We start from the raw sequence: 25,573 nt of genomic DNA on the forward strand, positions 1-25,573 counted from the left end.
GGGGAAACTTGGGGGCCAGCCGGGAGACCGCCCTTAGTGGGCTGTCTTGATCTTTTCGAAGTCGAGCGTGTTTTCCTCTGGCGAGGCGTCGATGCTCATCACTTCGCTGCGCTTGAACAGCACGATGTAAGCCAGGCAGGCCACATAGATGCCGATGACCACGGTGCCGATCCACTGGATCTGCAGCCACTGGCTCTGGAAGGCCAGGGTCAGGCCGAAGAGCACAACCGCGTTGCCGACAACATAAGGAATGGTGCCGAAACGCTTGGCCGACAGGTTCAAGTTGTCGGTGTAGAGGCGGATCAGCGAGTCAAAGGAGTTGACCACGAAGATGATGCCAACAGCGACCATGGAGACGTTGATCAGCAGCGTCGTCTCAATGCTGTTCAGGTGGTAGTAGTAGAGCACCGAGAACCAGATCCCCAGCGGGATCGACGGGAAGATCAGCAGCGCCGCCAGAACCTGCCAGGTACGCAGGCCGCCGACAAAGCGGGAAGTGAACTGGCCGATCATGATGGACCATGCGAACCACCAGAACAGGTAGAACTCATGATAGTCGGTCAGCGGCAGCACAAACTTGTGGATGTTGGCAAAGTAGCCGCCGATGTTCGAAGCGGTGTCGGCAAAGGCGCCCAGGCCCATGCCCGCATAGGCCCACATGCCCAGGATCAGCGCCAGGAACAGCCCGGTGGAGCCGACCGACAGAATACGCACGTATTTGATGTCGGTGGAGGAGAAGGCGGCAAACAGGATCACCAGGAAGGTGATGACATAGAAGGCCGGGATCACTGTTTCGCCGTCACCCATGAAGGTGGCGTAATACGGCAGGTAGATCAGGAACAGCGCGCCGGTGAAGGCGCAGGTGCCGATGATCACGATGTTGTTGATCCATTTCACCAGCGGGATCTCGAAGAACTTCACCCGCGGTTCAATCACGCAGAAATAGAAGGTCGTCAGGAAGTAGAAGCCCCAGATCAGGAAGCCCCAGAAGCCGAACTCCAGCGCCAGCGGGTTGGTGAAGCCATAGGCCGGTTCCGCCGCGGTGTCCGCGTAAAGCGGGAAGTCCCAGGCCAGCGGGAACATGATCAGGCCCACGTCCAGACCGGAGGTGAACAGGATGGCGATGAAGGTGAAAAGGTGAACGGGGGTCACGCCGACGTTGCGGACGTTCCACCACTTGATCACGCAGAACGCCACCAGCGCAAAGGCCAGCAGAATCCCGAACGAGATGATTGAAGTCATATGTCCCTCCCATTTCCGGGCGGTTTCCGCCCTCAGACATGGAACGGGTACATATCACAGCCGGCTGAAGCGCCAAACAGTTTTTTAAATGGTCATTCAAGTTTCGAATTCGCGCGAACAACAGTTGAAACGCTGGCCCAATTGCCGCACAACTTAATCATGAGCAGGAAACGCATCCGGGACATCCGCAACGAAGAGCTGATCGAAGCCACCATCGTTGCCGTGCACAAGCGCGGCTACGGTGTTGTTACGATGGCGGAAATCGCGCGCGAGGCCGGGGCTTCGGCGGCCTCGATCAACTACTATTTCGGCTCCAAGGAAGGGCTGATGGAAGCCACCATGCTGCATCTTCTGGGCAAGCTGCGCCGTGCGATGAGCGAGGGGTATGCAACTGCGCGCACCCCGCGCGAGCGGCTCTATGCGGTGATGGATGCGAACTTTGCCGACGGTCTGTTCACCGTTCCCCAGTGCAGCATCTGGATGCAGTTCTGGGCAAATGCCCCCTATTCGCCGCGCCTGAGCCGGTTGCACCGAATCAACCGTGCCCGGGTGCGGAGCCATTTCCTGGCCGAGTTGCGGGCGCTGCTGCCTGCGGACCGGGTGGAGACCGCCCGTCAAGCGCTGCAGTGCTACATGGATGGGGTCTGGCTGCAGGCAGCACAATCAGAAGAGGCGCTGGACCCGGATGAGGCCCGCGCCGCCGCGCACCGGGTGGTGGACCTGGTGATCCCCTGACCCGGGCACCGGGCCTCGTGATCGCCGGCCCTAGCGCACCCGCCGGTAGTCCAGCCGGATGCCGCGCGGCATATAGGTCAGCGTCATCCGGTCTTGTGTCAGCGCGTCGATCCGGTAGCACAGGCTGCTGCCGCGCAGGCTGTCCCAGGCCAGCAGGAAATCCGCCCCCTTGCCCCCCTGGCAGCTGTCTTGCACTGAGAGGAATTCCGGCGTCATCCGGCGTCCGCCGTAGCTTACCCGGCGCATCGCGCCTGAAATGGAAAACCTGTCCAGCGGGCTGCGCTCTGACAGCCACACGCCTTGCATCTTCTGCAGCAGCCCATCGTAGCGGTCCGGCACCCGCGGTGTCACACTGTGCAGGTCCAGCTCACCGAAAGAGCCGAAGCTGGAGATCATCTCCCCGTCGATTTCCAGGGGGGCTCCGCGCAGCAGCCCAAGCAAGTAAGTAAAGACCGGGTCTTCGACCTGCAGGCGGCCTTCGGACCCGATTTCCATGCCGTGGCCGACAAATTTGCAGGTGACGGTTTCCTCCGCGGTGTTCAGCCTGCAGCCCTGAAAGACCACCTCAGCCGTATAGTGCAGCCCGTCTTCTGCTATGTGATGCTGATCCTGCAGGCTGTCCGCGGCACCTTCGCCGCTGTGTGAACGGGTGCTGAGGAGCACGGGCTGGTTCAGGGACGCCTTGGCAAACCGCCGCCATGCCTGCCCCTGTCCGGTGCAATCGCCCCCGCGCGGGATGCGGAACTGGCCGGGTGCGGTACAGAACTGCACGCTGTCATCATGGAAGCGGTGGCCGGGGCTTTCGGCGCGGTAGTAGAGAAACTTGCCCGGATACTCCCGCGGCACCGGATCCGCGCAATCGCCCGGATGCAGATGCTGCCAGCCCTGGGCCACCCAACTGCCGCCGTCGCGCAGGACCACTGCCAGGTGATGCAGGGCATCCGTATCGTTGCAGAAACGGGTCCCGGCCTGAGCGGCAGTCAGATCAAGGAGTGCTGCCAGTAGCAAGGCTGGCAGCCATAGGCATTTCATCGTCCACGGACCCCGGCGAATGTTCATAAATGCAGGATGTTATCCCAGCCATGTAACATCCATAAGACGATCAAACGCCAGCAACATTACCGGAGGATGAAAGGCTCTTCTTTTTTATCCTGGCTTCACGCCAGGAGATGAAGCTGACCGCACCCAGGATCAAGCCGCCACCGGAGAGCACCCAGACATCAGCGGGCTCACCGAAGGCCAGCGCACCCAGCAGTGTGGCCCAGACCAGCTGCAGGAAGGTGACCGGCTGGGTAACCGCCACTGGCGCCGCGGCAAAGGCCATCGTCATGGTGTAGTGGCCCGCGGTGGCAAAGCAAGCGACACCAAACAGGATTGCAACCTCTGCCAGTGTCGGCGTCACCCAGACCGCGAGAGCAAAGGGGGCAAGGCCAAGGGTGACGAACACCGAAAGCATCCCCACCACAACCGCCGGACTGTTGCTGCCAACGGTGAACTTGGCGATCAGATAGGAGGCACCGAAGGAGACCGCGGTGAACAGCATGGCGATATGGCCAGGGGAAACCTCTCGGAAGCCGGGGCGCAGGATGATCATCGCGCCGATCAAGGCGACGGCGATGGCGGTGATGCGGCGGAAGGCCAGTTTCTCGCCCAGGAACAGCGCCGCACCAAGGGTGACATAGACCGGCGACAGGTAGTTCATTGCCGTGACCTCTGCCAGCGGGATCTGGGTCATGGCGTAGAACCACAGGATCACCCCCGCCGTATGCACCACGCCGCGGCCGGCAAACAACGCCCAGAGCCGCGGTGTCAGATGCGCCCTGCGCAGCGCGCCAGCCATCGGGATCAGAAACACCAGCCCCAGAAGATACCGCAAGAAGGCGCTCTCGGCGGGCGGGATGCGGGTGCCAAGCGATTTGACCAGCGCTGTCACCGCCACAAAGCAGAGACCGGTCACAACCATCCAGAACACGCCCTTGAGCGGGTTCTGTGTGTGCTGAACGGAGGCGGCGGATTGGCTCATGGGCTGACAGAACACCCGTTCGGGCGGCGGCGCAAGACTTCACATGTGAATTATTTCCGGTTCTCGGGCAGCGGAATGAATTCCTGATCGTCTCCGGGCGGCAGCTGGAAGCGGCCATGCTGCCAGTCGCCCGCGGCCCAGGAAACCTTGGCCGCTTCGATCCGGTCGCGGGAGGAGGCGACGAAATTCCACCAGATGTAGCGCGGTCCGTTCAGCGTCTCGCCGCCCAGCGCCATCAGCCGGGCGCCCTCAGCACCGGCGGTCACGGTGATCTCATCGCCGGGGCGGAACACCATCATGCGGCCCGCCTCAAAGGTGTCACCCGCAATTTGCACCGAGCCTTGCGTGACATAAAGCCCGCGGTCCTCGTGGTCGGAGGGCAGCGGCAGCTTGGCGCCCGGATGCAGCACCACATCGGCATAAAAGGTTTCAGAATAGAGGGTTGCGGGGGCTTTCTCACCCCAGGCATTGCCAAGGATCAGGCGCACGGTCTTGCCCTCGCCCTCCAGCACCGGCAGCGCCTCCTTGCCGTGGTGTTCAAAAGCAGCAGGCACATCCTCGTGGCTTTCGGGCAGCGCAATCCAGGTTTGGATGCCAAACAGGCTGCTTTTTCCCTGGCGGGTGGCGGCAGAGGTGCGCTCGGAATGGGTGACGCCCTGCCCGGCCACCATCCAGTTCACTTCGCCCGGATAGATCATCTGGTGGGTACCGAGGGAGTCCCGGTGCTCGAACTCGCCCTGATAGAGGTAGGTGACGGTGCCGAGGCCGATATGCGGATGCGGGCGCACGTCGATGCCCTGCCCGGTCAAAAACTCGGCAGGCCCGGCCTGGTCGAAGAAGATGAAGGGCCCGACCATCTGGCGGCGCGGTGCGGGCAGCGCGCGGCGGACCTCAAATCCGCCAATATCGCGGGCACGCGGGATGATCACCGTCTCAATCGCATCAAGGCTGCCCGCGTCGGGGCATTGCGGTTCCAGTGCCGGATTCCAGCTCATCCTTCCCTCCTGTCTGCTGTCATGGGGGAAAGGTAGGACATTTCTGCGCAGGCGTTAGGCCCGCCTGCGCACAAGTGCTGTTCGTCACATCAAAAGGAGCTTGGCTGCAATTGCCCACATGGTGAGGCCGACAATGGCATCCAGCACCTGCCAGGCCCGCGGGCGGGCAAAGACCGGGGCCAGCAAGCTGGCGCCGTAACCCAGCGTGAAGAAGAAGGTGAAGCTGGCGATGGCGGCCCCAGCGGCAAAGATCAGCGGATCGGGATATTGGGCGGAGATTGAGCCGAGCAGAACCACCGTGTCCAGATAGACATGCGGATTCAGCCAGGTGAGTGCCAGCACGGTGGCCAGCACCGGCAACAAGGTTGCGCCAGCACCCTCCTGCGCTGCCTCCAGCGTTTCGCCGCCCTGCCAGGCGGCGCGCAGGGCACGGGCGCCGTACCAGATCAAGAAGGCCGCACCGCCCCAGCGCATCGCCTGCTCGAACCAGGGCACGGCCACTGCCAGGGTGCCGAAGCCAAGAACACCCGCGGTGATCAGCAGAGCGTCGGACCCCGCGCAGGTGAGGCAGATCCAGAACACATGCTGGCGCCGCAGCCCCTGGCGCAGGACAAAGGCGTTTTGGGCGCCAATCGCCATGATCAGGCTGAGGCCCAGGGCAAATCCGGCAATCAGGCTGGGGGGCATGTGTGTCTCCATCGTTGTGCTGGGATTTGACTACTGCTCGCCCACCCATTAATCCAGTTAAAGAGATTTAAGTCAGATTAGAGTTGCTAATGCAGATGGATCCCAGCCAGCTGGCAGCACTAAGCGCTGTGCTGCGTCTCGGCACATTCGAGGCGGCGGCACATGCGTTGAACGTGACGCCCTCAGCCGTTTCACAGCGGATCAAGGCGCTGGAGGACCGGATTGGCACTGCGCTGGTTTTGCGCGGGTCGCCCTGCACCGGCACCGCGGCGGGCCTCAGGATTGCCAAACATGCCGAGGACATCGGCCTGCTGGAGGCGCAGCTGGCGCGGGAACTGGCACTGGAGGCGGATCACGGCCCGGTACGGCTGCGGATTGCGGTCAATGCCGACAGTCTGGCGAGCTGGTTCATCGATGCGATGGCGGAGGTGGACGGCGTGCTGTTCGACCTGCTGGTCGATGATCAGGACCACAGCGCGGAGTGGCTGAAACGCGGCGAAGTTTCCGCGGCGGTCACTGCCAGTTCCAAGCCGGTAACCGGGTTTGACGCCTACCCGCTGGGCGCGCCGGAGTATGTGGCAACCACAAGCCCGGGTTTTATGGAACGCTGGTTTCCCGGCGGGGTGACGCCGGAGGCTGCCGCAAAGGCGCCCTGCCTGATCTTCAACGCCAAGGACAACCTGCAGCGGCAGTGGCTGGAACGCAATGTGGCTCCCGGGCTGGCGCCGCCCGCGCATTACCTGCCCTCAACCCAGGCTTTCATTGATGCGGCTGCTGCGGGCCTGGGCTGGGGCATGAACCCGCTGGCAATGGTAGAGCAAGACATCCGCGCGGGCCGCCTGGTGCCGCTGATCCCGGACACCACGCTGCCGGTTCCCCTGACCTGGCAAGTGGCGCGGGTGATGGCCCCGGCCCTTGCCGAGGTGACCCGCGCCGTGCAGAAATCGGCGAAACGGTATTTGATGCAAAGCTAATCCGGAAAGACCGCCCATGTTCTCCAAAGACAAGCTCAGCTATGAACCGCTGCCCCTGCCCGACCGGGCGGAGTATTCCGAGGCGGAGATGCAGGAAAAGGCAGCCGCGTTCCTTGCGCATATGCAGCGGCGGCACACGGTGCGGGACTTTACGGATCAGCCGGTGCCGCGTGCAGTGATTGAGGATTGCATCCGTGCCGCCGGTACTGCGCCCTCGGGCGCCAATCACCAGCCCTGGTTCTTTGCCGCGATCTCCAACCCGGCGCTGAAAGCGCAGATCCGCGAAGAGGCCGAAGAGGAAGAGCGCCGGTTCTATGCAGGCGGCGCGGGTGATGAATGGATTAAGGCATTGGAGCCGATCGGCACCAATGCAGACAAACCGCATCTGACCACCGCGCCCTGGCTGATCGTCGTATTTGCCCAGCGCTGGGGCGAGTTCGCGGACGGCACCCGGTACAAGAACTACTACGTGCCGGAAAGCGTGAACATCGCCACCGGCGTGCTGCTGACGGCCCTGCATACCGCGGGTCTGTGCACGCTAACCCATACTCCGAACCCGATGAAATTCCTGAACGGCGCTTTGGGCCGCCCTGCGTCAGAGAAACCGACGATGATCATCGCCGTGGGCCACCCGGCAGACGATGCGATGGTGCCGTCGGTTGCCAAGATGAAAAAACCTCTGGAGCAAATCTGCCAGGTGTTTGAATGAAACCGCCTGCCGGATGACAGGCAGCCCGGCCTCCCTGCCCCGCAGCCTGTTGCTGCAAGTGGTTCTGCCGCGGGGGGTGGTGCTGCTGGTGTGGCTGGTGCTCAACCATGTGATCCGGCTGCCGGTGCCGCTGGCCTTTGCGCTGATCGCGGCGGACGGGGTATTCTTGCTTTGGCAGGCGCGCGCGTTTTTACGCAGCGCCGATGCCCATGTCCGAAGCACCGGCGCAATGGCTCCGGTCTGGGGCGGTTATCTGCTGCTGCTGTTTGCGGGGTTTGCGGCGCTGACCCAGTGGTGGGATGCGCTGCTGATTGCCCGGGCGGTGGAGGAACCTGCCTATGCCGAACAGCGGCGGCTGGAGCGTGAAGCGCTCTATAGCCTGTCGGTTTCCGGTGACGGGACAACGCTGGTGTTTGACGGGGAGATCACCTTTGGCCTGACCCGCCGGATCGGCCAGATGGGCGCTGAGCATCCTGGTCTGCGTGTTGTCTCCTTAAGCGGCCCAGGCGGGCTGATTGCGGAGGCGCGCGGCGTTGCCCGGCTGATCCGGCAGCAAGGCTGGGACACCCGTGCGGACGGGCTGTGCGCCTCTGCCTGCACCCTTGTGTTTGCTGCGGGCCGCGGGCGCACCCTTGGACCCGGCGGGCAGCTTGGCTTTCACAGCTATACCCTGCTGTTTGAAAGCGGGCTGCCGCAGATTGATTTGCAGAGGGAACAGGAGAAAGACCGCGCCTTTCTGCTGGAACAGGGGGTGTGCGCAGAATTTGCAGGCAGGATTTTTGCGGTGCCGGGCTCGGAGCTGTGGCGGCCCAGCAGGGCAGAGCTGACCAGTGCCGGGTTGATTGGGCCAGACCAGCAGTGAGGGGGGCGCTGCCCCCTCGGCCCCTTGGACCTCCCCCCGGGGTACTTGCACCCAGAAAGAAGCGCGGCAGTTTTTGAGGGCCCCGCATGGGCTTTGCATCAGAAAAAACAAAAGGCCCGCCGGATTGGCGGGCCTTTGAATTCGTACCAGGCGCTGGCTCAGAGCTGCGCCATGACCTCGTCGGTGGCCTCAAAATTGGTGGTGACGCGCTGAACGTCGTCGTCGTCTTCCAGCGCATCGACCAGCTTCATCAGCTTCTGCATGCCTTCCAAGTCCAGCTCGGTGGTGGTGGTCGGCTTCCAAACCAGCTTGGTCGACTCGGATTCGCCCAGTTCGGTCTCAAGCGCGTTGGAGACGTCGTTGAGGTCGCTGTCGGCGCAATAGATGATGTGGCCGTCCTCGGAGCTTTCGACGTCTTCTGCACCGGCTTCGATCGCGGCCATCATCACGGTGTCGGCGTCGCCCACGGAGGCCGGGTAAGTGACTTCACCCTTGCGTTCGAACATGAAGCCGACAGAGCCGGTTTCACCCAGATTGCCGCCGTTCTTGGAGAAGGTGGAGCGCACGTTGGAGGCAGTGCGGTTTTTGTTGTCGGTCATCGCCTCGACGATCACCGCAACACCATTGGGGCCGTAGCCCTCGTAGCGGATTTCGTCGTAGTTCTCGGCGTCGCCGCCGATGGCCTTCTTGATCGCGCGTTCGATCACGTCCTTGGGGACGGATTGGCTCTTGGCTTCCTTGACGGCCAGGCGCAGGCGCGGGTTCTTGTCGGGATCGGGGTCGCCCATCTTGGCGGCCACGGTGATCTCCTTGGCCAGCTTGGAAAACAGTTTTGACCGCGCCGCGTCCTGACGGCCCTTGCGGTGCTGAATGTTAGCCCATTTTGAATGGCCTGCCATGGTGCATCCTTGCTGCTGTATATCTGAATTGGCGCCCATATAGCCTTGGGATGTGCCGGCTTTCAAGCGCCCCTGCCCCGCTTTGCCCTTGTTCCGCGGGGTTTCGGGGATAAGCTGGCGCCATGACATATGATCAAGCTGTTTTGTTTGCGTTATTTGCTGCTGTCTTTGCCCTCCTGTTGTGGGGGCGTTTCCGGTACGATCTGGTGGCCTTTGCCGCGCTGATGGCAGGTGTGGTGCTGGGAGTTGTGCCTGCAAACGACGCATTTGCCGGCTTTGGGCACCCTGCGACGCTGGTAGTGGCGCTGGTGCTGATCGTCTCTGCCGGGCTGGTGCGCTCCGGCGCGGTGTTCCTGATCACCCGGACGCTGGTGGACTCGGCGCGGGGGTTAGGCGGCCACATCGCGCTGATGGGCGGGGTTGGCGCCGTGCTGTCGGCCTTCATGAACAATGTGGCGGCGCTGGCGCTGCTGATGCCGGTCGACATTCAGACCGCACGCAAGGCGGGCCGTGCGCCGGGACTGAGCCTGATGCCACTGTCCTTTGCCACCATCCTGGGCGGCATGGTCACGCTGATCGGCACGCCCCCCAACATCATCATTGCCGCGATCCGCGGCGAGACGCTGGGGGAGCCGTTCAAGATGTTCGATTTCGCCCCGGTCGGCGGCATTGCCGCGCTGGCGGGGCTTGCCTTTGTCGCGCTGATCGGCTGGCGGCTGATCCCAGCGCGGGAGAATGCGGCCGGCGCGTCCGAAGCGCAGCTGGCGCCCTATATCGCCGAGCTGACGGTGGGCGGCGGATCTGAGCTGATTGGCAAGCGGCTGGGGGAACTGGACGAAGAGGCCGAGAAGGCCGATGTAGCGATCCTGGGCCTGATCCGGGACGGCAAGCGGCGCTATGGGCGCTCCGCCGCGGCGACGCTGCGCGAAGGCGACACGCTGGTGATCGAGGCGGAGCCGGAGGCGCTGGACGAGTTCCGCAGCGCGCTGAAGCTGGAGTTTGCTGATGCCGCACGGTCCGAAAAGCTGACGGCGGCGGGTGAAGGGCTGGAGCTGACGGAACTGGTGGTGCCGGAGACCGCCCGCATCCGGGGGCGAACGGCGCAGTCCGTCGGGCTGGCCTGGCGGCAGAGCGCAGTGCTGCTGGGGATTTCCCGCCAGGGCACGCGGATCACCCGCCATATCCGTCAGACAGAGGTTCAGGCCGGCGATATTCTGCTGCTGCTGTCCCCGCGGGGGCGCAGCGCCGATGTGGCCGACTGGCTGGGCTGCCTGCCATTGGCGGCGCGCGGCCTGTCGGTCACAGCGAACGACAAGACCTGGGCCGCCATCGGGCTGTTTGCCGCAGCGGTGCTCGCAGCCTCTGTCGGGCTGTTGTACCTGCCTGTGGCGCTGGGGCTGGTGGCCATCGGCTATGTTCTGCTGAAGATCCTGCCGGTGGCAGAGATCTATGACCATGTGGAATGGCCGGTGGTGGTGCTCTTGGGGTCGATGATCCCGCTGGGGGCGGCGCTGGACACCTCCGGCGGCACGGCGCTGATTGCCAATGCGCTGACCGGGCTGACCGCGGGCCTGCCCGCCTGGGCAGTGCTGACGGTGCTGATGGTGGTCACCATGACCCTGTCGGATGTGCTGAACAACACTGCCACGGCGATTGTAGCAGCGCCTGTTGGCATCCAGATGGCGGAAACGCTGGGTGTTTCGCCCGATCCGTTTCTGATGGCTGTGGCAGTTGCCGCGTCTGCCGCCTTCCTGACCCCGATCGGGCACAAGAACAACACGCTGGTGCTGGGGCCTGGCGGTTACCATTTCGGGGATTACTGGCGGATGGGACTGCCGCTGGAGGCGCTGGTCATCGCGGTGTCAATTCCCGCCATTCTGGTGTTCTGGCCCCTTTGAGGACCACGCACCGGCTGCCGCTTATTGCGGTTGCTCCAGCTGAACCGGATGCGCGCGGGCGGCGCCGCTGGTCTGGGCTTGCGACACCAGCGCAATTGCGGTGGAGCCGGCGAGGACGACAAACAAAAACACTTTTCTGAAACTCATGGTCTTGGACCTTATGAAGACACTGCTCCTCTCCATATGGGCAATAGTTTAACAGTTTCATGTAACCGGGGTCACAGAAGGCGGCTTTTCGCCGCCTTTTTCTGTACTCGGAGGGCTCAGAGCGGCCAGAAGAACGGGATGAGCAGCGAGGCCACCATGCCGACGGTCAGGTTCAGCGGGATACCGACGCGCAGGAAATCGGTGAACTTGTATCCGCCCGGGCCGTAGACCAGCGTGTTGGTCTGATAGCCGATCGGGGTTGCGAAAGAGGCCGAGGCCGCCACCATCACCGCCACCACCAGAGGGCGCGGATCGACGCCCATGGCCTGTGCCAGCCCAATTGCAATCGGGGTGACGACCACGGCAACTGCATTGTTGGACACCAGCTCCGTCAGCACTGAGGTCAGAAGATAGACGGCCCAAACCAGCAGGAACGGCGGCAGCATCGACAAGGCTGGCGCAATGGCGTTGACAATCAGGGCCACCGCGCCGGAGCTTTCCAGCGCGGCACCGATGGCCAGCATCGAGAAGATCAGCGCTAGCAGACGCCCGTCGACAAAAGAAAATGCCTCATCCGCGTCGATGCAGCGGGTGATAAAGACCAGCGAGACCATCAGCAGCGACAGCATCAGGATCGGTGCGACGCCAAAGGCGGCCAGCAGCACGATGCCCAGGAGCGCAACAACAGCGATTGGCGCGTGGCTGCGGCGGTAGGCCCGCTGGGTCGGCTGCGAGACATCGGCCAGGTCCATGTCAGCCGCCAAGCGCTGGATATCGGCAGGCGCGCCCTCCAGCAGAAGGGTATCGCCGATCCGCACGACCAGATCGTCCAGCTGCACGCCGATGTTCTGGTTCCGCCGGTGCACCGCCAGCGTATAGACGCCATAGCGCCGGCGCAGGCGCAGGGCGCCCAGGCTGCGGCCCACCATCCGGCAGCCCGGGGTAATCAGCACTTCGACGGTCTGGGTCTCGATGGCGGACACCTGATCGACCCGTTTCAGTTCCTTGTTTGATTGCAGGCTCAGCAGCTCTGTCATCCGGGTCCGCAGCACTACCCGGTCGCCGACCTGCAGCTCCACCCCCTGAAGATTGCGGCGCAGAGAGGCGTCGCCGCGGATCACGTCGATGAGGCGCACGCCGGGGCGCTTGAACAGCTGCACGCCGGTGACTTCGCGGCCAATGAGGTTGCTTTCGGGCGGGATCACCGCCTCGGTGAAGAATTTCATCTTCGATTTGTCGCTGAGCAGCTCTGCCATGCTGTCGCGCGCAGGAAGCAGGCGCGGCGCGATGAAGCGCAGGTAGACCATGCCGTAGGCGACGAGGATCAGGCCCAGCGGGGTGACCTCAAAAATGGTGAAGGGCTTCAGCCCCTGCGCCCGCGCCACACCGTCCACCAGCAGGTTGGTCGAGGTGCCGATCAGCGTCAGGGTGCCGCCCAGGATCGCCGCATAGCTGAGCGGGATCAGCATCTTGGACGCAGAGACGTTGAGGGTGCGGGCGATCTGGATGAAGACCGGGATCATCACCACCACCACCGGCGTGTTGGACACAACGGCGGAGGCGGTGACGACAAACGCCATCAGCAGAGCGACGGCCAGTTTCGGGTTTACTTCTGCCTGCTTCTTGGCGATCTGGGTGAAGGCGTCGAGTGCACCAGTGCGCACCAGAGCGCCCATGATGATGAACATCGCGGCAATGGTCCAGGGTGCCGGGTTGGACAGAACCGGCAGCGCCTCGCCATAGGGCAAAACGCCGGTGGCCAGCATCGCAGCAACGCCGGTCAGCGCCACCACTTCGGTTGGATAGGTTTCCCGCAGAAACGCCACGAACATCGCCAGGACAATTGCAAGCGCCAGAAATGCGCTGCCGGTGTCACCAAGTTGGAAGTACTGCATAAACCGTGACTTTGCCCATGTTGTTAAAGGCGGGGTTTACGCCCCGCCATCGCGCAGTTTCCCCGAAACCAGAGGGCTGAGCAAGAATTTCCGGCAAAGCAGATGCCCAGCGGCGCGGAAAGGGCATTTTGCCCGGAAATCCGCGGCTTTAGCGTCAATTCTCCCGTCTGCTGGTGCTTGCAGCGGCGGCGGGTCCCGTTCAGGGGGCCGCTGGCTCGAGCAGCCCGCCGTTGCGCACCATGCGAATCTTCTTGGCGGCCCCGGTGCGGTCGTCGGTCTCGACAAACACGCCGGACAGCGTCGCCTCGCCATTTGCCGGGGTAAAGCGGGCCTTGGGCATGCCGGTCAGGAAGCGGCGCATCGGTTCGGCCTTGTCCATGCCAATGACGGAATTGTAGTCGCCGCACATGCCGGCGTCGGTCAGATACCCGGTGCCTTCGGAGAGGATCTGCGCATCCGCTGTCGGCACATGGGTATGGGTGCCCACCACCAGCGAGGCGCGGCCGTTGCAGAAGTGGCCCATCGCCATCTTCTCCGAGGTTGCCTCGCAGTGCATGTCGACGATGACCGCCTGCGCCAGCCCGCCGCGCGGGTGCGACTTCAGCACCGCCTCTACTGCGCCGAAGGGGTCGTCGAAGGCGCGTTTCATGAACACCTGCCCCAGCGCCTGCACCACCAGCACCTTGCGTCCGCCCGGCGCGTTGAAGAGTCTGTAGCCGCGGCCCGGCGCGCCCTTGGCAAAGTTCAGAGGCCGGATGATGCGCTGCTCTTTCTCGATGAACTGCAGCATGTCTTTCTGGTCGAAGGCATGATCGCCCAGCGTCAGGCAGTCGACGCCCGCATCTAGCAGCAGCTTGGCGTGCTCGCCGCTCAGCCCCATGCCGTTGGAGGCGTTTTCGCCGTTCACCACCACAAAATCGAGCCGCCACTCCTGCCGCAGACGCGGCAGGGTTTCGGTGATGGCACGGCGCCCGGCGCGGCCCATCACATCGCCAAGGAAAAGAATACGCATGCCCGGCTGGTAGGCAACACGGCGCCAAAGAGCAAGGCCCCGCAGTGCGTTTTCGCATCGGTGTGGCGCCCGGCTCAGCTGTAGGCGCCCGCCGAATACGTCAGTTCGTAGCCGTGCGAATAAATTTCGAACACGTTGCCGAACGGGTCTTCGACATAGACCATGCGATAGGGCTTTTCGCCCGGATAATACTCCCGCACCGGCATCCGCTGCTTGCCGCCGGCCGCGACGATCCTTTGCGCCAGGCCCTCGACGTCGGGGTCCTGCACACAGAAATGGAAGAGGCCGTGACGGCGGTAGTCCAGATTGTCGGACGGCGCGTAATTTCCATCGAATTCGAACAATTCGATGCCGACGCGGTCGGCGGTGGACAGGTGGGCGATGCGCAGCCGCGACCAGCCGGCCCCAAACACATCCGTGCACATACGGCCAATGTCACTGTCGTCCTCCACCACCTCGGTTGGGTTCATAATGACGTAGAAGCCCATGACTTCTGCATAGAATTTCATTGCGGCGTCCAGGTCCGGAACAGACAGGCCGATGTGGGAAAAACTGCGCGGGGCGGTCAGCATCATAGTCTCCTTGGATGGTGTTTTGCTTGTTGCCACCCGGAGATAGGGTTGCAGGAGAAGAAGGAAAAATTATCATTCATTATGCAATCCATAACGAAGCGAGCCAAAGATGCTGAATGCCACCTGGCTGGAAACCTTCACTGTGCTGAGCAGACTGGACAGTTTCACACGCACCGCAGCGCGGCTGAACATGACCCAGCCCGGGGTCACCCAGCACGTCAAGAAGCTGGAGCAGCAGGTGGGCAGGCCGCTGCTGGTCCGCCACGGCAAAAGCTTCAGCCTGACGGACGCAGGCGTTGCGCTGGCCGCGCTCGGCCGCAGGCGTCAGGCTGAAGAAGACGCGCTGCGCCAGGATCTGGGACAGGATGATCCCGGCCGCGGCCATGTGCGCATCGCCTGCCCCGGCGGGCTGGCGGTTCTGATCTACACCGAGGTGGAGGCGCATCTGGCGCGCTGGCCGGAACTGACGCTGTCGCTGCAGGCGGCACCGCAAGCCTCCATCGAAGCGCTACTGCTGTCCGGGGAGCTGGATCTGGGCATCCTGCACCGTGAGCTGGATGCGCCGCGGCTGATGGCGGAGCGGCTGGGGCGCGACCGGCTGAACCTGATCCTGCCGTCAGATGGGGCAGACAGGCCTGAGTTTGAAACGCTGCAGAAACTGGGGCTGGTTGACCACCCTGACGCCGCCGCCCTGGCAGACCGGCTGCTGGCGGCAAACTATCCTGACTATCGCGGCTCCGCCGGGTTGCGCAGGCGCGCCTTCCTCAACCAGATCGGCCAAATCCTGAGCCCGGTATCTGCCGGGGCCGGTTACACCATCCTGCCGCAAAGCGCTGTTCTGGCGCAGCAGGGCCAAGGAACCTTCCGTACCGCGGCACTGAAGGCGCCGCTGGAGGATGACCTGTGGCTGGTCCGGCAGAAGCAGGAGGCGCCGCCGGCGCGCCTCGCCTTCTTCGAAGCCGCGATCCGCAGAACCTGCGCCCGGCTAGCGGATTAGAACTGCAGAATGCGGCTTTCGGTTACGATCATGTCGAGCGGCTGGTCGGTGGGCTCCAGCGGCAGATCTTCGGCCTCCTGCGCATCGAAGGCAAAGCCGATCGCCAAGGTGCCCCGCTTGCCGCGCAGCAGTTCCAGCGTGCGGTCGTAGAAACCGCCGCCATAGCCGAGCCGCCCGCCCTTGGAATCGAAGGCAACCAGCGGCACCACCAGGATTTCCGGCTCAAAGAAGTCATCCACCTCAGGAACCATGGCACCGAAAGGTCCCTCGCGCAGCGCACCTTCGGGCTGCCAGCGGCTGAATTTCAAAGGCTGCCCCTGCCCCAGGATCACCGGCACGCCAACTGGCCCATGGGCTGCGGCTTCAGACATGGCGGGTACGGGGTCGATCTCAGTCCGGATCGGCATGTAGCCCGACAACGGCACGCCGCGGTAGCCCGCCAGCACCTCCGACAGGTGGCCTGCGGCGCCAGGGATATTGCGGGCGTGCGCCTCCTTGCGGCGGGCAAAGGCGGCTTTGCGGGCGGCGGCCTTGATTTCAGTCAGATCCGTCATGGCGGTCTCCTAGAGCAATAGAACGGCCGCAAGGCCCAGGAAGGCGAAAAAGCCCACCACGTCGGTCACCGTGGTCACAAAAGCGCCAGAGGCCAGCGCCGGGTCAATTCCGGTTTTCTCCAATAGAACCGGGATCACCGTTCCTGCCAGCCCCGCCACGACCAGATTGACCACCATAGCGACGGCAATCACCACGCCCAGCATCGGCGAGCCGAACCAGGCCAGGCCCACCAGCCCCATGACGATGGCAAAGATCACCCCGTTGACCAGCCCCACCAGCACCTCCCGCCGGATCACCCGCCAGACGTTGGAACCGGTGAGGTCGCGGGTGGCGATGGCGCGCACGGCAACCGTCAGCGACTGGGTGCCCGCATTGCCGCCCATCGAGGCAACAATCGGCATCAGCACCGCCAGCGCCACGATCTGGGCAATTGCCGCCTCAAACTGGGCAATCACCAGCGAGGCCAGCACCGCTGTCACCAGGTTCACCGCCAGCCAGGGGAAGCGGCGCTTGGTGGTCTCGATCACCCGGTCGGCAAGCGAGCTTTCCTCGCCCACACCGGCGAGGCGCAGGATGTCCTCCTCGTGTTCCTCGTCCAGCACGATCATCGCATCGTCGATGGTGATGACGCCAACCAGCCGCCCTTCGTCATCGACCACAGGGGCCGAGATCAGGTGGTACTGGTTGAAGGCATAGGCCACGTCCTCCTCGTCCTGATCGGCGGGAATGACCTGAAAGGTGTCCTCGACCAGATCGGTCAGCGTCACATGGCGCTTGGCGCCCATGATCCGGCCCAGGGTGACATTGCCGATCGGATGCAGGCGGGGATCGACCAGAACAACGTGATAGAACTGTTCCGGCAAATCGTCGGAGTTGCGCATGAAATCAATAGCCTGCCCGACATTCCAATGTTCGGGCGCCATCACCACCTCGCGCTGCATCAGGCGGCCGGCGGAGTTTTCCGGAAAGCTCATCGACTGTTCGACGGCGACCCGGTCGGCGTCTTCCAGCGCATCCAGGATGGCTTCCTGCTGCGGCACCTCCAGGTCTTCCAGCAGGTCGACAACGTCATCGCTGTCCAGTTCCCGCACCGCATCCGCCAGAACCATCGGGTTCAGGATCGAGATCACCTCTTCGCGGATGCTCTCGTCCAGCTCCGACAGGATCTCGCCGTCGAATTCCCGGTCATAAAGCCGGATCAGGCTGATCCGGTCATCGGAATCGATCTGTTCCAGAAGGTCGGCGATGTCGGCTGCGTGAAGGTCTTCCAGAAGTTCCGTCAGAGCCTTCTGATCGCCCTGCTCTACCGCCTCCAGAACCTGCGAGACCATCTTGCGGTCGAGGTCATAGGCATCTTCCTGAGACTGGTCGCCGGTGATGTTGTCGCCGCTGCTCATCTGATGCCCCCCGAATTTATTGGTCTTTGTGTGCAAAATAGAAGAGGCCGCCACCGGAAAACAATGGCAATGCTGCAATTTACCCGCGCCCTTCCGGCGGGTATCCTGCGCGGAGCCATTTTGCAAGGAAAGGGTTCAGCGCATGGGCAACGGTTACATCCTGAAGGGGCAGGTTCTTGCCTTTTCCGCGTCTCCCTTTGCAGGCGAGCGCCCAGAGGACGCGGCCCGGCTGCTGGACGCGGTGGCAGTGCAGGACGGGCGGATTGCAGGTGTCGGGACGCTGGCAGAGATGCAGGCGCTGCTGCCGGAGGCGGAGACCGTGGGTCATTCCGGCAAGCTGATCATGGCGGGGTTCGTCGATGCCCATGTGCATTACCCGCAGACCGCAATCATCGCCAGCTGGGGCAAGCGGCTGATCGACTGGCTGAACAGCTACACCTTCCCGGAGGAAATGAGGTTCGGCGACCGCGCCTATGCGGATGAAATCGCAAACCGCTATTTGAATCTGACCGCGGCGCACGGCACCACCACGGTCTGCAGCTACTGCACCATTCACCCGGAGAGCGTGGATGCATTCTTTGCTGCGGCGCAGGCGCGCGGGCAGCGAGTGGTTGCGGGCAAGACCTGCATGGACCGCAATGCGCCGGAAGGGCTGCGGGACACGGCGCAATCGGCCTATGACGATAGTGACGCGCTGATCGGGCGCTGGCACGGGGTGGACCGGCTGGAATACGCCATCACACCACGGTTCTCCCCAACCTCGACCCCGGAACAGCTGGAGGCAATGGGCGCGCTCTGGGCCAAGCACCCGGAATGCCTGATGCAGACGCATCTGAGCGAGCAGACCGATGAGATCGAGTGGGTGAAATCGCTGTTCCCGCAGGCCCGCGATTATCTGGACACCTATGAGGAGTTCGGCCTCTTAGGCGCCAAGGGGCTTTACGGCCACGCCATCCACCTGGAGGAACGCGAGCGGCACCGGCTGCGGGACTACGGCGCGGCGCTGATCCATTGCCCGACGTCGAACACCTTCATCGGCTCCGGCCTTTTTGACATGGCCGGGCTGATGGCCGAAGGCCAGCGGATCGGCCTTGCCACCGACACCGGCGGCGGGTCGAGTTTCTCGATGCTGCGCACGATGGCAGCGGCCTATGAGATTGGCCAGTTGCGCGGCACCCCGCTGCACGCGGCGCAGCTGTTGTGGCTGGCGACGCAAGGCTCGGCCACAGCGCTGCGGATGGAAGGCAAGACCGGCAACATCGCGGCAGGCATGGAAGCGGATCTGGTGGTGCTGGACCTCGCCTCCACTCCGGCCATCGCCCAGCGGTCAGCGCGGGCCGATGACATTTGGGAAGCGGTGTTCCCGACCATAATGATGGGCGATGACCGGGCGATTGCCGAGGTCTGGATCGGCGGCCGGCAGGTTTAGGAGAGGCGCTGATGCGCCTCTGCCTGCTGCGGGGATACTTTCAGCCAGATGAAGGCCGGATCTCTCACTGCATTAGCCGTTGCGCCAGCTGGCCGTGGCGTTCGATCAACTGCGGCAAGTCCAGGGTGGTCAGCTCGCCGCTGCGGATGATCTGCTTGCCCTCGACAAACAGATGCTTGACCTGGGTTGGGCCGGCCAACAGCAGCGCCGCCGCGTCCCAGCTTCCGCTGGAGGCCACACACCTGGTGTCCCATATGGCGATGTCGGCGCGCTTGCCCGGCTCCAAGCGGCCGCAATCAGGGCGGCCCAGCACGTCAGCGCCGCCGCGGGTGGCGATCTCCAGCGCTTCATAAGCGCTCATCGCGTCAGCCCCGTTTGCAACCCGCTGCAAGAGCATGGCCTGGCGAGCCTCCGCTGAGAGGCTGGCCATGTCGTTGCTGGCGGAGCCGTCCACGCCCAGCCCCACCGGCACGCCTGCATCCCGCATCGCGCGCACCGGCGCTATGCCGCTGCCAAGGCGGCAATTGGAACAGGGGCAATGGGCGACGCCGGTGCGGGTTCTGGCAAAGAGATCAATCTCTTGCGCGTCAAGTTTCACGCAATGGGCATGCCAAACATCATCGCCGGTCCAGCCCAGCTCCTCTGCGTACTGGCCGGGGCGGCAGCCGAATTTCTCCTCGGAATAGGCGATGTCCTCGTCATTTTCGGCCAGATGTGTGTGCAGCATAACGCCCTTGTCACGGGCCAGCAGCGCGGCGTCGCGCATCAGCTCGCGGCTAACTGAAAACGGCGAGCACGGCGCCAGACCGACGCGGCACATGGCGCCTTCGGACGGATCATTAAAAGCATCCACCACCCGGATCATGTCGTCGAGGATGGCGCGCTCTTCCTCGACCAGGCTGTCCGGAGGCAGTCCGCCGTCGCTTTCACCGATGCTCATGGCGCCGCGAGTCGGATGGAACCGCACACCGATGTCGCGGGCGGCATGGATGGTGTCCTCCAGCCGGGCGCCATTGGGATAGAGGTACAGGTGGTCGGAGCTGAGGGTGCAGCCAGACAGCGCCAGTTCGGCAAGGCCCAACTGAGCGGAGATGAACATTTCGTCCGGGCCAAAGCGCGACCAGATCGGGTACAGCGTTTGCAGCCAGCCGAACAGCAGCGCGTCCTGTCCGCCCGGCACCGCGCGGGTCAGGTTCTGGTACAGGTGGTGGTGGGTGTTCACCAGCCCGGGGGTGACCACGCAGCCGCGGCCGGAGACCACCTCTCCGCGGGTCTGAAGCCCCTGCCCCACTGCGGCAATCACTCCGCCACGGATCAGCACATCAGCACCGTGCAGAACACGACGGGAATCGTCCATGGTCAGGACGGTATCAGCGTTTTGAATCAGGATCTCTGTCATATCCACACACTCCAATAGACAGCCCGCTTCATGGGAATGTGTGATCGGCCGATGGAAAACGGGCGAAGAACCGGCCTGCCGGGAGACTATAGACCGGGGCCGCCGGTTTCAACCCGTCTGCGTCTGGCGCAGCAGTTCCAGCGCGGCGGCGTGGATTTCCGCATTGGCTGCCGCCAAGGCGCGGCCGCCGTTGTGGGCCGGGTTGCCCTGCCAGTCAGTGACAACGCCGCCCGCCGCCTGGATCACCGCAATCGGCGCCTGAATGTCATAAGCGTTGAGGCCCGCCTCGATCACCAGATCCGCCTGCCCTGCCGCCACCAGCGCATAGGCGTAGCAATCCATGCCATAGCGGGTCAGCTTGGCTTGCGCCGCCACGCGTTCAAAGCCTGCACGCTCTTCCGCGGTTCCGACCTCAGGGAAAGTGGTGAACAGGATTGCATCCGACAGCGCCGCTGTGCCGCGGGTCCGCAAAGGCATTTCACCCAGCGGACCGGTCATCGAGGCAATCTCTGCCCCGCCACAGAAACGCTCGCCGGTGTAGGGCTGGTCGATCACGCCGAGGAAGGGGCCGTTGTCATCCGACAGCGCAATCAGCACCCCCCAAGTCGGCGTTCCACTGATGAAGCCGCGGGTGCCGTCGATCGGGTCCAGCACCCAGGTGCGGCCTGAACTGCCGGCCGCGGCACCGAACTCTTCACCCAGGATACCGTCCTCGGGACGCAGATCTGCCAAGACCGCCCGCATCGCCTGCTCGGCGGCCCGGTCAGCCACGGTCACCGGATCAAATCCGCCCTCGAGCTTGTTCTCAGCATTCAAAGAGGAGGTTCTGAAATGCGGCAGGATGGCAGCGCGTGCCGCGTCTGCCATCCTGTTCGCTACGTCGAGGTCCGTGAGTGATGCCTGTGTCATACCCGAACGGGTGCCACCCAGACGCTGTCATTGCAAGCGCAAACCCTGTCACTCACCGGTTTTGCGCTGCAAATTCCTGTCAGGCCCGGGTTGTGATCCGGACCCTGCCCCGTCTCAGGCAACGTCGCTCAGCACGCGGGCCAGTTCAAACAGGCGGCGGCGCTGGTTTTCCGGGATTGAATAATAGGAACGCACCAGGTCCAGCGCTTCCTTGTCCCCCATCAGGTCCTCAGGCACGGAGGCTTTCTCAGCCGGGGCCTTGCCCTCTTCCTGCAAGCCTTCGAAGAAGAAGCTCACCGGAACTTCCAGCGCATCGGAAATATCCCAAAGACGGGAGGCGCTGACCCGGTTGGCACCGGTTTCATATTTCTGGATCTGCTGGAACTTGATGCCGACCTGCTCGGCAAGCTGCTGCTGTGTCATACCGATCAGCCACCGGCGGTGGCGAATGCGCTTTCCCACGTGCACGTCTACGGGATGAGCCATGCGTTTCTCCTAACTGTCAATTTGGCCAAATTCCGGACCGCTCTACCAATAAAGTGCTCTGGCAGCTTCGTATGCCTGCCGGAAGCACGATCCCCATCAGCACGATCAGTCTTCAACCTCTGAGCAAAAGTGTACAACCCTTGCGGTTGATTGCAAGGCTGCCGTCGCCCTTGACGGGGACTTGCAACCCAAGATCATGATTTCACGCAGCATTTTTCCAAACGTTTTATTGCCAAGCGGCTGCGGATCGCGTACCTCCCCAGAAATAGCGAGGTGTAAGCTGCAGCGGCACACCGGCAGTGTGCCCCGGCGAATCAAGCCGATTCCCGCAAAAGGTGAGGAGAACACATGCAGGCTTTCCAAGTCTCCGCTTTTGACAGACCAGCAACCCTGACGGAAACGCAATGCCCGGCACCCGGTCCAGGCGAGGCCGCCGTTGCGCTGCGTGCCTGCGGGCTGAACTTTGCCGATCTTCTGATGATGAAGGGCACCTATCAGGACACCCCTGCGCCTCCCTTTACCCTGGGGCTGGAATCGGCCGGGGTGGTGACGGCGCTTGGTGATGGCACGGAAGGCTTTGAAATTGGCGACCGGGTCGCAGTGTTCAGCGGCGCCGGCGGGCTGGCGGAGGCAGGTGTCTTTGATGCCGCCCGGCTGATCCGGATTCCGGATGCGATGAGTTTCGAACATGCCGCGGCGATGCAGATTGCCTATGGCACCAGCCATATGGCGCTGGATCACTGTGCCCGCCTGCAACCCGGCGAGACCCTGCTGGTAACCGGTGCCGCGGGCGGAGTCGGGCTGACGGCGGTGGAAATCGGCAAGCTGATGGGGGCAACGGTGATTGCCCAGGCCCGCGGCCGGGACAAGCTGGATGTGGCCGCTGCTGCCGGCGCCGATCATTTGATCGACGCCGGCGAGGACCTGCGCAATGCGGTCAAGGCGCTTGGGGGCGCCGATGTAGTTTATGATGCGGTGGGCGGCGATGTGTGGAAAGCCGCCTTCCGGTCCGCCAACCCCGGTGCGCGGCTGCTGCCGGTGGGCTTTGCCGGCGGAGAGGTGCCGCAGATCCCGGCCAATCACCTGCTGGTGAAGAACCTGACGGTGATCGGCTTCTATCTGGGCGGCTACATGAAGTTCCGGCCCGATGCGGTGCGCAAGTCGTTTGAGACACTGTTCGCCTGGCATGGCGAAGGCCGCATCAAGCCGCATATTAGCCACACGCTGCCGCTGGCGCAGGCCGCCGAAGGGCTGGAACTGCTGCGCAGCCGCAAATCCACCGGCAAGGTGGTGATCACCATGGACGGCAGCTGACAGGCCCAGCGGCAGCAGTCAGGGCTCCCGCCCGCAGACAGAGCATTTCTGCAAAATGCACCGCAGCGGTTGGGCCAGGCTCAGCGCCTGCGGCGCTGAGCCTGGCCCAAGGCCGCCAAGGATGCACTGGCGAAGCCAGGGCAGCCTGCGGGCGCGGGAGCTCTCCCTTGCTTGCGGCTCAGCTGGCGGCGCGCAGCGGCGTGGACCATAGTCCCTGGAACCCCTGCCGGATGAACTCCGCCAGTTCCTCGACATAGGGCGCATGCACGCGTTCTGCCCCGTAAAGATTGATATGCTGCATTGGCAGCTCCGGCAAGCCGCAGCCCGGGCCGATCAGTTCCTGATAAGACGGCTGGGTGCCTTCCATCAGTACCCCAACCGCCAGGTCGGCGCTGATTGTCGCCTCAACCGTGCGGTCGGAATCGCTGTCCAGCGCCATTTCCCATTCGATGCCTGCCTCATCCAGCGCCGCCGTGGCGACCGGGCGGAAGCTGCAGTTGCGGCAGAAGCCAAGCCGCAGGGGCCGCTGCCGCCAGACCGATCCGTCCGGCGCGCCGGCCCAGCGCAGCGGCATGCTGTGGATCTTCTCTGCCCCCTCACCCGCACCGGTCTCAGTAGTCAGGATCAGGTCGAAGGCACCGCGTGCAAACTCGGTCTTCAGATCGCGGGTGTTGGAGGTGCAGAGGTTCACATTAACCCGTGGATAGCTGAGGCTGAACCGCTTCAGTACCTGGGGAATGACCGGATGCACCACATCATGCGGTACCCCCAAAAGCACCTCGCCCTCAAAGGCCTGATCGGTCAGCCGGCTGATCACCTCATCGTTCAACGCCACCATCTTGCGGGCATAACCCAGCATCTGCTCGCCTTCTGCTGTCAAGGCAATGGTACGGCCGGACCGGTCCAGCAACTCCAGCCCCAGCAGTTCCTCCAGCCGCTTCATCTGCATCGAGACCGCCGACTGGGTCAGATGCAGGAAACCGGCGGCGCGGGTCCCCCCGCCGTATTCCGCCACCGCCACAAAGGAGCGGAGCGTGGTGATATCGAGATTTCTTACCATCACAAAACCTGATTCATTGGATCAAAAACATTCGTTTTAAAAATATGCCACAGAGGCCCATATTCATCAACACAATTGATCACCCAGAAGGGATGCATCACAAACTCAACTGAAGGACCAAGCCCATGACCCTCGCAACCTCTGCCTGCACCACCTCTTGCCACCGCGTGAAACCGCAGCTTTCCCTGACCGCACGCCTGCGGCTGCATCTGGCTGCCTGGCGCCAGCGCCGCCAGCTGTCCCGGCTGGACGCCCGCGCGCTGGAGGACATCGGCGTGACCCGCGCCCAGGCGGACGCGGAGGCCCGCGGCGGGTTCTGGAAGGCGCCGGATCACTGGAGTTTCTGAGTAAGCTCCGACTTTACCGTGCGCACCTTTGCAGACGGGCCGCTTCAACGCGGCCCGTTTTGTTGTTTTTCATGTATTTCTTTGTCCGAAATACTTGAACCGAACTCTGCTTCACCCGATATTTGGCGGGAAAGCTGCGGCCCGCGGTCCGTTTCGTGTGCCGGCAGCAAGGGAGTAGATTACGGAGACCATTCAATATGGCACAATTCGACACCATCCGCTCTGCCGCAGGCGCCCGCGCCCAGCAGATTGATGAGGGCCTCCGCGCCCATATGAACAAAGTCTATGCCACCATGTCGGCAGGCACGTTCATCACCTTCCTGGCCGCCTGGGCGATTGCCGGGCTGGCTGTTACTTCTGACCCGGCCAACGCCGTGGCCCAGCTGAGCGCTGACAAATACCTGACCAACATCGGCTATGCGCTTTATGCCTCGCCGCTGAAGTGGGTGATCATGTTTGCCCCGCTGGCCTTCATCTTCGGCATCGGTGCCGCCGCCAACCGTATGTCCGCGGCCGGCGTGCAGCTGCTGTTCTATGTCTTTGCCACCGTGATGGGCCTGTCGATCAGCTCGATCTTCCTGGTTTTCACCGGCGAAAGCATCGTGCAGGTGTTCCTGATCACCTCCATCGCCTTTGCCGGCCTGTCGCTGGTGGGCTACACCACCAAGAAGGACCTTAGCGGCATGGGTTCCTTCCTGATCATGGGCCTGATCGGCCTGATCGTGGCGTCAATCGTCAACATCTTCCTGGCGTCCTCCGCCATGGCATTTGCGATCTCGGTGATCGGCGTGCTGATCTTTGCGGGCCTGACCGCATATGACACCCAGCGCATCAAGAACGACTACCTGCAGATGGCCCATGCCGGCGACCAGGAGTGGCTGGCAAAGTCCGCGATCATGGGCGCGCTGAGCCTGTATCTGGACTTCATCAACATGTTCATGATGCTGCTCCAGCTGCTTGGCAACCGCGAATAACCGCAGGCCACATTCCAAACAGCGAGGGGCGGATCTCAACGATCCGCCCCTTTTCA

26 protein-coding genes are annotated in these 25,573 nt (G+C 63.3%); 10 read left to right on the forward strand and 16 right to left on the reverse strand.

Annotated elements, in window-relative coordinates; translation table 11 throughout:
• Positions 1–33: 33 nt before the first annotated feature.
• The gene (locus RA21_RS11540) at positions 34–1,242 is read right to left on the reverse strand and encodes a choline transporter (protein ID WP_019295702.1); all 1,209 of its coding nucleotides are present in this window, start codon (positions 1,240–1,242) and stop codon (positions 34–36) included.
• 159 nt (positions 1,243–1,401) lie between these two features.
• Here RA21_RS11540 and betI point away from each other — a divergent pair, with 159 nt between their 5' ends.
• Positions 1,402–1,977, forward strand: coding sequence for a choline-binding transcriptional repressor BetI (gene betI / locus RA21_RS11545; protein ID WP_019295703.1), 576 nt, complete (start codon positions 1,402–1,404; stop codon positions 1,975–1,977).
• 30 nt (positions 1,978–2,007) lie between these two features.
• On the opposite strand, the gene RA21_RS11550 is transcribed toward betI, so the two are convergent.
• From RA21_RS11550 to RA21_RS11565, 4 genes are all read right to left on the reverse strand, one after another.
• The gene (locus RA21_RS11550) at positions 2,008–3,009 is read right to left on the reverse strand and encodes a DUF1036 domain-containing protein (RefSeq protein WP_039148980.1); all 1,002 of its coding nucleotides are present in this window, start codon (positions 3,007–3,009) and stop codon (positions 2,008–2,010) included.
• Positions 3,010–3,079: 70 nt separating this feature from the next.
• Positions 3,080–4,000 (reverse strand): DMT family transporter, encoded by a 921-nt coding sequence (locus RA21_RS11555; RefSeq protein ID WP_039148984.1) that lies wholly within the window; start codon positions 3,998–4,000, stop codon positions 3,080–3,082.
• Between the two features lie 50 nt (positions 4,001–4,050).
• Positions 4,051–4,995 carry a pirin family protein gene (locus tag RA21_RS11560; protein WP_039148988.1) on the reverse strand — a complete coding sequence of 315 codons (945 nt, stop codon included), beginning with the start codon at positions 4,993–4,995 and terminating at the stop codon, positions 4,051–4,053.
• An 84-nt stretch (positions 4,996–5,079) separates the two neighbouring features.
• The gene (locus tag RA21_RS11565; RefSeq protein ID WP_039148991.1) at positions 5,080–5,682 is read right to left on the reverse strand and encodes a LysE/ArgO family amino acid transporter; all 603 of its coding nucleotides are present in this window, start codon (positions 5,680–5,682) and stop codon (positions 5,080–5,082) included.
• Positions 5,683–5,771: 89 nt separating this feature from the next.
• On the opposite strand from RA21_RS11565, the gene RA21_RS11570 reads away from it, so the two are divergent.
• The 3 genes from RA21_RS11570 to RA21_RS11580 are packed head-to-tail and all read left to right on the forward strand — an operon-like array spanning position 5,772 to position 8,227.
• Positions 5,772–6,656 (forward strand): LysR family transcriptional regulator ArgP, encoded by an 885-nt coding sequence (locus RA21_RS11570; RefSeq protein ID WP_039148994.1) that lies wholly within the window; start codon positions 5,772–5,774, stop codon positions 6,654–6,656.
• Between the two features lie 16 nt (positions 6,657–6,672).
• The gene (locus RA21_RS11575; protein WP_039148999.1) at positions 6,673–7,365 is read left to right on the forward strand and encodes a nitroreductase family protein; all 693 of its coding nucleotides are present in this window, start codon (positions 6,673–6,675) and stop codon (positions 7,363–7,365) included.
• Between the two features lie 13 nt (positions 7,366–7,378).
• The gene (locus tag RA21_RS11580; protein WP_039149002.1) at positions 7,379–8,227 is read left to right on the forward strand and encodes a COG3904 family protein; all 849 of its coding nucleotides are present in this window, start codon (positions 7,379–7,381) and stop codon (positions 8,225–8,227) included.
• Between the two features lie 158 nt (positions 8,228–8,385).
• On the opposite strand, the gene RA21_RS11585 is transcribed toward RA21_RS11580, so the two are convergent.
• Positions 8,386–9,126 carry a YebC/PmpR family DNA-binding transcriptional regulator gene (locus tag RA21_RS11585; protein WP_039149004.1) on the reverse strand — a complete coding sequence of 247 codons (741 nt, stop codon included), beginning with the start codon at positions 9,124–9,126 and terminating at the stop codon, positions 8,386–8,388.
• Positions 9,127–9,248: 122 nt separating this feature from the next.
• Between RA21_RS11585 and RA21_RS11590 the strand changes: the two genes are divergently transcribed.
• Entirely contained in the window at positions 9,249–11,024 is a 1,776-nt protein-coding gene (locus tag RA21_RS11590) for an SLC13 family permease (protein WP_039149006.1), read from the forward strand.
• A 21-nt stretch (positions 11,025–11,045) separates the two neighbouring features.
• Here RA21_RS11590 and RA21_RS23440 read toward each other — a convergent pair whose 3' ends face one another.
• The 4 genes from RA21_RS23440 to RA21_RS11605 all read right to left on the reverse strand — a co-directional run bounded on the left by RA21_RS23440 (position 11,046) and on the right by RA21_RS11605 (position 14,650).
• On the reverse strand, positions 11,046–11,171 hold the full coding sequence (locus tag RA21_RS23440; protein WP_275041412.1) for a hypothetical protein: 126 nt from the start codon (positions 11,169–11,171) through the stop codon (positions 11,046–11,048).
• Between the two features lie 116 nt (positions 11,172–11,287).
• Complete coding sequence (locus RA21_RS11595) at positions 11,288–13,066, reverse strand: SLC13 family permease (protein ID WP_019295714.1); 1,779 nt, start codon at positions 13,064–13,066, stop codon at positions 11,288–11,290.
• Positions 13,067–13,265: 199 nt separating this feature from the next.
• Entirely contained in the window at positions 13,266–14,078 is an 813-nt protein-coding gene (locus RA21_RS11600) for a TIGR00282 family metallophosphoesterase (protein WP_019295715.1), read from the reverse strand.
• 74 nt (positions 14,079–14,152) lie between these two features.
• Positions 14,153–14,650, reverse strand: coding sequence for a lactoylglutathione lyase family protein (locus tag RA21_RS11605; protein WP_039149133.1), 498 nt, complete (start codon positions 14,648–14,650; stop codon positions 14,153–14,155).
• A gap of 109 nt (positions 14,651–14,759) precedes the next feature.
• Between RA21_RS11605 and RA21_RS11610 the strand changes: the two genes are divergently transcribed.
• Positions 14,760–15,647 (forward strand): LysR family transcriptional regulator, encoded by an 888-nt coding sequence (locus tag RA21_RS11610; protein WP_039149009.1) that lies wholly within the window; start codon positions 14,760–14,762, stop codon positions 15,645–15,647.
• Here RA21_RS11610 and RA21_RS11615 read toward each other — a convergent pair.
• Positions 15,644–16,201 carry a 5-formyltetrahydrofolate cyclo-ligase gene (locus RA21_RS11615; protein ID WP_039149012.1) on the reverse strand — a complete coding sequence of 186 codons (558 nt, stop codon included), beginning with the start codon at positions 16,199–16,201 and terminating at the stop codon, positions 15,644–15,646. The genes RA21_RS11610 and RA21_RS11615 overlap by 4 nt on opposite strands.
• A gap of 9 nt (positions 16,202–16,210) precedes the next feature.
• Entirely contained in the window at positions 16,211–17,599 is a 1,389-nt protein-coding gene (mgtE, locus tag RA21_RS11620) for a magnesium transporter (RefSeq protein ID WP_039149015.1), read from the reverse strand.
• A gap of 142 nt (positions 17,600–17,741) precedes the next feature.
• On the opposite strand from mgtE, the gene guaD reads away from it, so the two are divergent.
• Positions 17,742–19,028, forward strand: a complete 1,287-nt coding sequence (gene guaD / locus RA21_RS11625; RefSeq protein ID WP_039149018.1) for a guanine deaminase — start codon at positions 17,742–17,744, stop codon at positions 19,026–19,028.
• Between the two features lie 64 nt (positions 19,029–19,092).
• Here the strand turns inward: guaD and RA21_RS11630 are convergent, their stop codons facing one another.
• From RA21_RS11630 to RA21_RS11640, 3 genes are all read right to left on the reverse strand, one after another.
• Entirely contained in the window at positions 19,093–20,427 is a 1,335-nt protein-coding gene (locus tag RA21_RS11630) for an 8-oxoguanine deaminase (RefSeq protein ID WP_039149022.1), read from the reverse strand.
• A 108-nt stretch (positions 20,428–20,535) separates the two neighbouring features.
• Complete coding sequence (gene hisN / locus RA21_RS11635; RefSeq protein WP_039149026.1) at positions 20,536–21,336, reverse strand: histidinol-phosphatase; 801 nt, start codon at positions 21,334–21,336, stop codon at positions 20,536–20,538.
• Between the two features lie 114 nt (positions 21,337–21,450).
• Positions 21,451–21,822, reverse strand: coding sequence for a helix-turn-helix domain-containing protein (locus RA21_RS11640; protein WP_019295723.1), 372 nt, complete (start codon positions 21,820–21,822; stop codon positions 21,451–21,453).
• Positions 21,823–22,170: 348 nt separating this feature from the next.
• On the opposite strand from RA21_RS11640, the gene RA21_RS11645 reads away from it, so the two are divergent.
• Positions 22,171–23,136 carry an NADPH:quinone oxidoreductase family protein gene (locus RA21_RS11645; RefSeq protein WP_039149029.1) on the forward strand — a complete coding sequence of 322 codons (966 nt, stop codon included), beginning with the start codon at positions 22,171–22,173 and terminating at the stop codon, positions 23,134–23,136.
• A 178-nt stretch (positions 23,137–23,314) separates the two neighbouring features.
• On the opposite strand, the gene RA21_RS11650 is transcribed toward RA21_RS11645, so the two are convergent.
• Positions 23,315–24,196 (reverse strand): LysR family transcriptional regulator, encoded by an 882-nt coding sequence (locus RA21_RS11650; protein ID WP_039149032.1) that lies wholly within the window; start codon positions 24,194–24,196, stop codon positions 23,315–23,317.
• Between the two features lie 125 nt (positions 24,197–24,321).
• On the opposite strand from RA21_RS11650, the gene RA21_RS11655 reads away from it, so the two are divergent.
• Positions 24,322–24,543 carry a DUF1127 domain-containing protein gene (locus RA21_RS11655; RefSeq protein ID WP_019295726.1) on the forward strand — a complete coding sequence of 74 codons (222 nt, stop codon included), beginning with the start codon at positions 24,322–24,324 and terminating at the stop codon, positions 24,541–24,543.
• 197 nt (positions 24,544–24,740) lie between these two features.
• Complete coding sequence (locus tag RA21_RS11660) at positions 24,741–25,517, forward strand: Bax inhibitor-1/YccA family protein (protein WP_019295727.1); 777 nt, start codon at positions 24,741–24,743, stop codon at positions 25,515–25,517.
• Positions 25,518–25,573 lie beyond the last annotated feature (56 nt).

Origin of the sequence: Leisingera sp. ANG-DT, from assembly GCF_000813785.1 — a bacterium.
In the GTDB taxonomy this organism is placed as follows: Bacteria; Pseudomonadota; Alphaproteobacteria; order Rhodobacterales; family Rhodobacteraceae; genus Leisingera.

Bases quoted from the DNA above. Each gene is read 5' to 3' on its own strand.
- RA21_RS11540 (WP_019295702.1), bottom strand. From the start codon at position 1,242: ATGACTTCAATCATCTCGTTCGGGATTCTGCTGGCCTTTGCGCTGGTG.
- betI (WP_019295703.1), top strand. From the start codon at position 1,402: ATGAGCAGGAAACGCATCCGGGACATCCGCAACGAAGAGCTGATCGAA.
- RA21_RS11550 (WP_039148980.1), bottom strand. From the start codon at position 3,009: ATGAAATGCCTATGGCTGCCAGCCTTGCTACTGGCAGCACTCCTTGAT.
- RA21_RS11555 (WP_039148984.1), bottom strand. From the start codon at position 4,000: ATGAGCCAATCCGCCGCCTCCGTTCAGCACACACAGAACCCGCTCAAG.
- RA21_RS11560 (WP_039148988.1), bottom strand. From the start codon at position 4,995: ATGAGCTGGAATCCGGCACTGGAACCGCAATGCCCCGACGCGGGCAGC.
- RA21_RS11565 (WP_039148991.1), bottom strand. From the start codon at position 5,682: ATGCCCCCCAGCCTGATTGCCGGATTTGCCCTGGGCCTCAGCCTGATC.
- RA21_RS11570 (WP_039148994.1), top strand. From the start codon at position 5,772: ATGCAGATGGATCCCAGCCAGCTGGCAGCACTAAGCGCTGTGCTGCGT.
- RA21_RS11575 (WP_039148999.1), top strand. From the start codon at position 6,673: ATGTTCTCCAAAGACAAGCTCAGCTATGAACCGCTGCCCCTGCCCGAC.
- RA21_RS11580 (WP_039149002.1), top strand. From the start codon at position 7,379: ATGACAGGCAGCCCGGCCTCCCTGCCCCGCAGCCTGTTGCTGCAAGTG.
- RA21_RS11585 (WP_039149004.1), bottom strand. From the start codon at position 9,126: ATGGCAGGCCATTCAAAATGGGCTAACATTCAGCACCGCAAGGGCCGT.
- RA21_RS11590 (WP_039149006.1), top strand. From the start codon at position 9,249: ATGACATATGATCAAGCTGTTTTGTTTGCGTTATTTGCTGCTGTCTTT.
- RA21_RS23440 (WP_275041412.1), bottom strand. From the start codon at position 11,171: ATGAGTTTCAGAAAAGTGTTTTTGTTTGTCGTCCTCGCCGGCTCCACC.
- RA21_RS11595 (WP_019295714.1), bottom strand. From the start codon at position 13,066: ATGCAGTACTTCCAACTTGGTGACACCGGCAGCGCATTTCTGGCGCTT.
- RA21_RS11600 (WP_019295715.1), bottom strand. From the start codon at position 14,078: ATGCGTATTCTTTTCCTTGGCGATGTGATGGGCCGCGCCGGGCGCCGT.
- RA21_RS11605 (WP_039149133.1), bottom strand. From the start codon at position 14,650: ATGCTGACCGCCCCGCGCAGTTTTTCCCACATCGGCCTGTCTGTTCCG.
- RA21_RS11610 (WP_039149009.1), top strand. From the start codon at position 14,760: ATGCTGAATGCCACCTGGCTGGAAACCTTCACTGTGCTGAGCAGACTG.
- RA21_RS11615 (WP_039149012.1), bottom strand. From the start codon at position 16,201: ATGACGGATCTGACTGAAATCAAGGCCGCCGCCCGCAAAGCCGCCTTT.
- mgtE (WP_039149015.1), bottom strand. From the start codon at position 17,599: ATGAGCAGCGGCGACAACATCACCGGCGACCAGTCTCAGGAAGATGCC.
- guaD (WP_039149018.1), top strand. From the start codon at position 17,742: ATGGGCAACGGTTACATCCTGAAGGGGCAGGTTCTTGCCTTTTCCGCG.
- RA21_RS11630 (WP_039149022.1), bottom strand. From the start codon at position 20,427: ATGACAGAGATCCTGATTCAAAACGCTGATACCGTCCTGACCATGGAC.
- hisN (WP_039149026.1), bottom strand. From the start codon at position 21,336: ATGACACAGGCATCACTCACGGACCTCGACGTAGCGAACAGGATGGCA.
- RA21_RS11640 (WP_019295723.1), bottom strand. From the start codon at position 21,822: ATGGCTCATCCCGTAGACGTGCACGTGGGAAAGCGCATTCGCCACCGC.
- RA21_RS11645 (WP_039149029.1), top strand. From the start codon at position 22,171: ATGCAGGCTTTCCAAGTCTCCGCTTTTGACAGACCAGCAACCCTGACG.
- RA21_RS11650 (WP_039149032.1), bottom strand. From the start codon at position 24,196: ATGGTAAGAAATCTCGATATCACCACGCTCCGCTCCTTTGTGGCGGTG.
- RA21_RS11655 (WP_019295726.1), top strand. From the start codon at position 24,322: ATGACCCTCGCAACCTCTGCCTGCACCACCTCTTGCCACCGCGTGAAA.
- RA21_RS11660 (WP_019295727.1), top strand. From the start codon at position 24,741: ATGGCACAATTCGACACCATCCGCTCTGCCGCAGGCGCCCGCGCCCAG.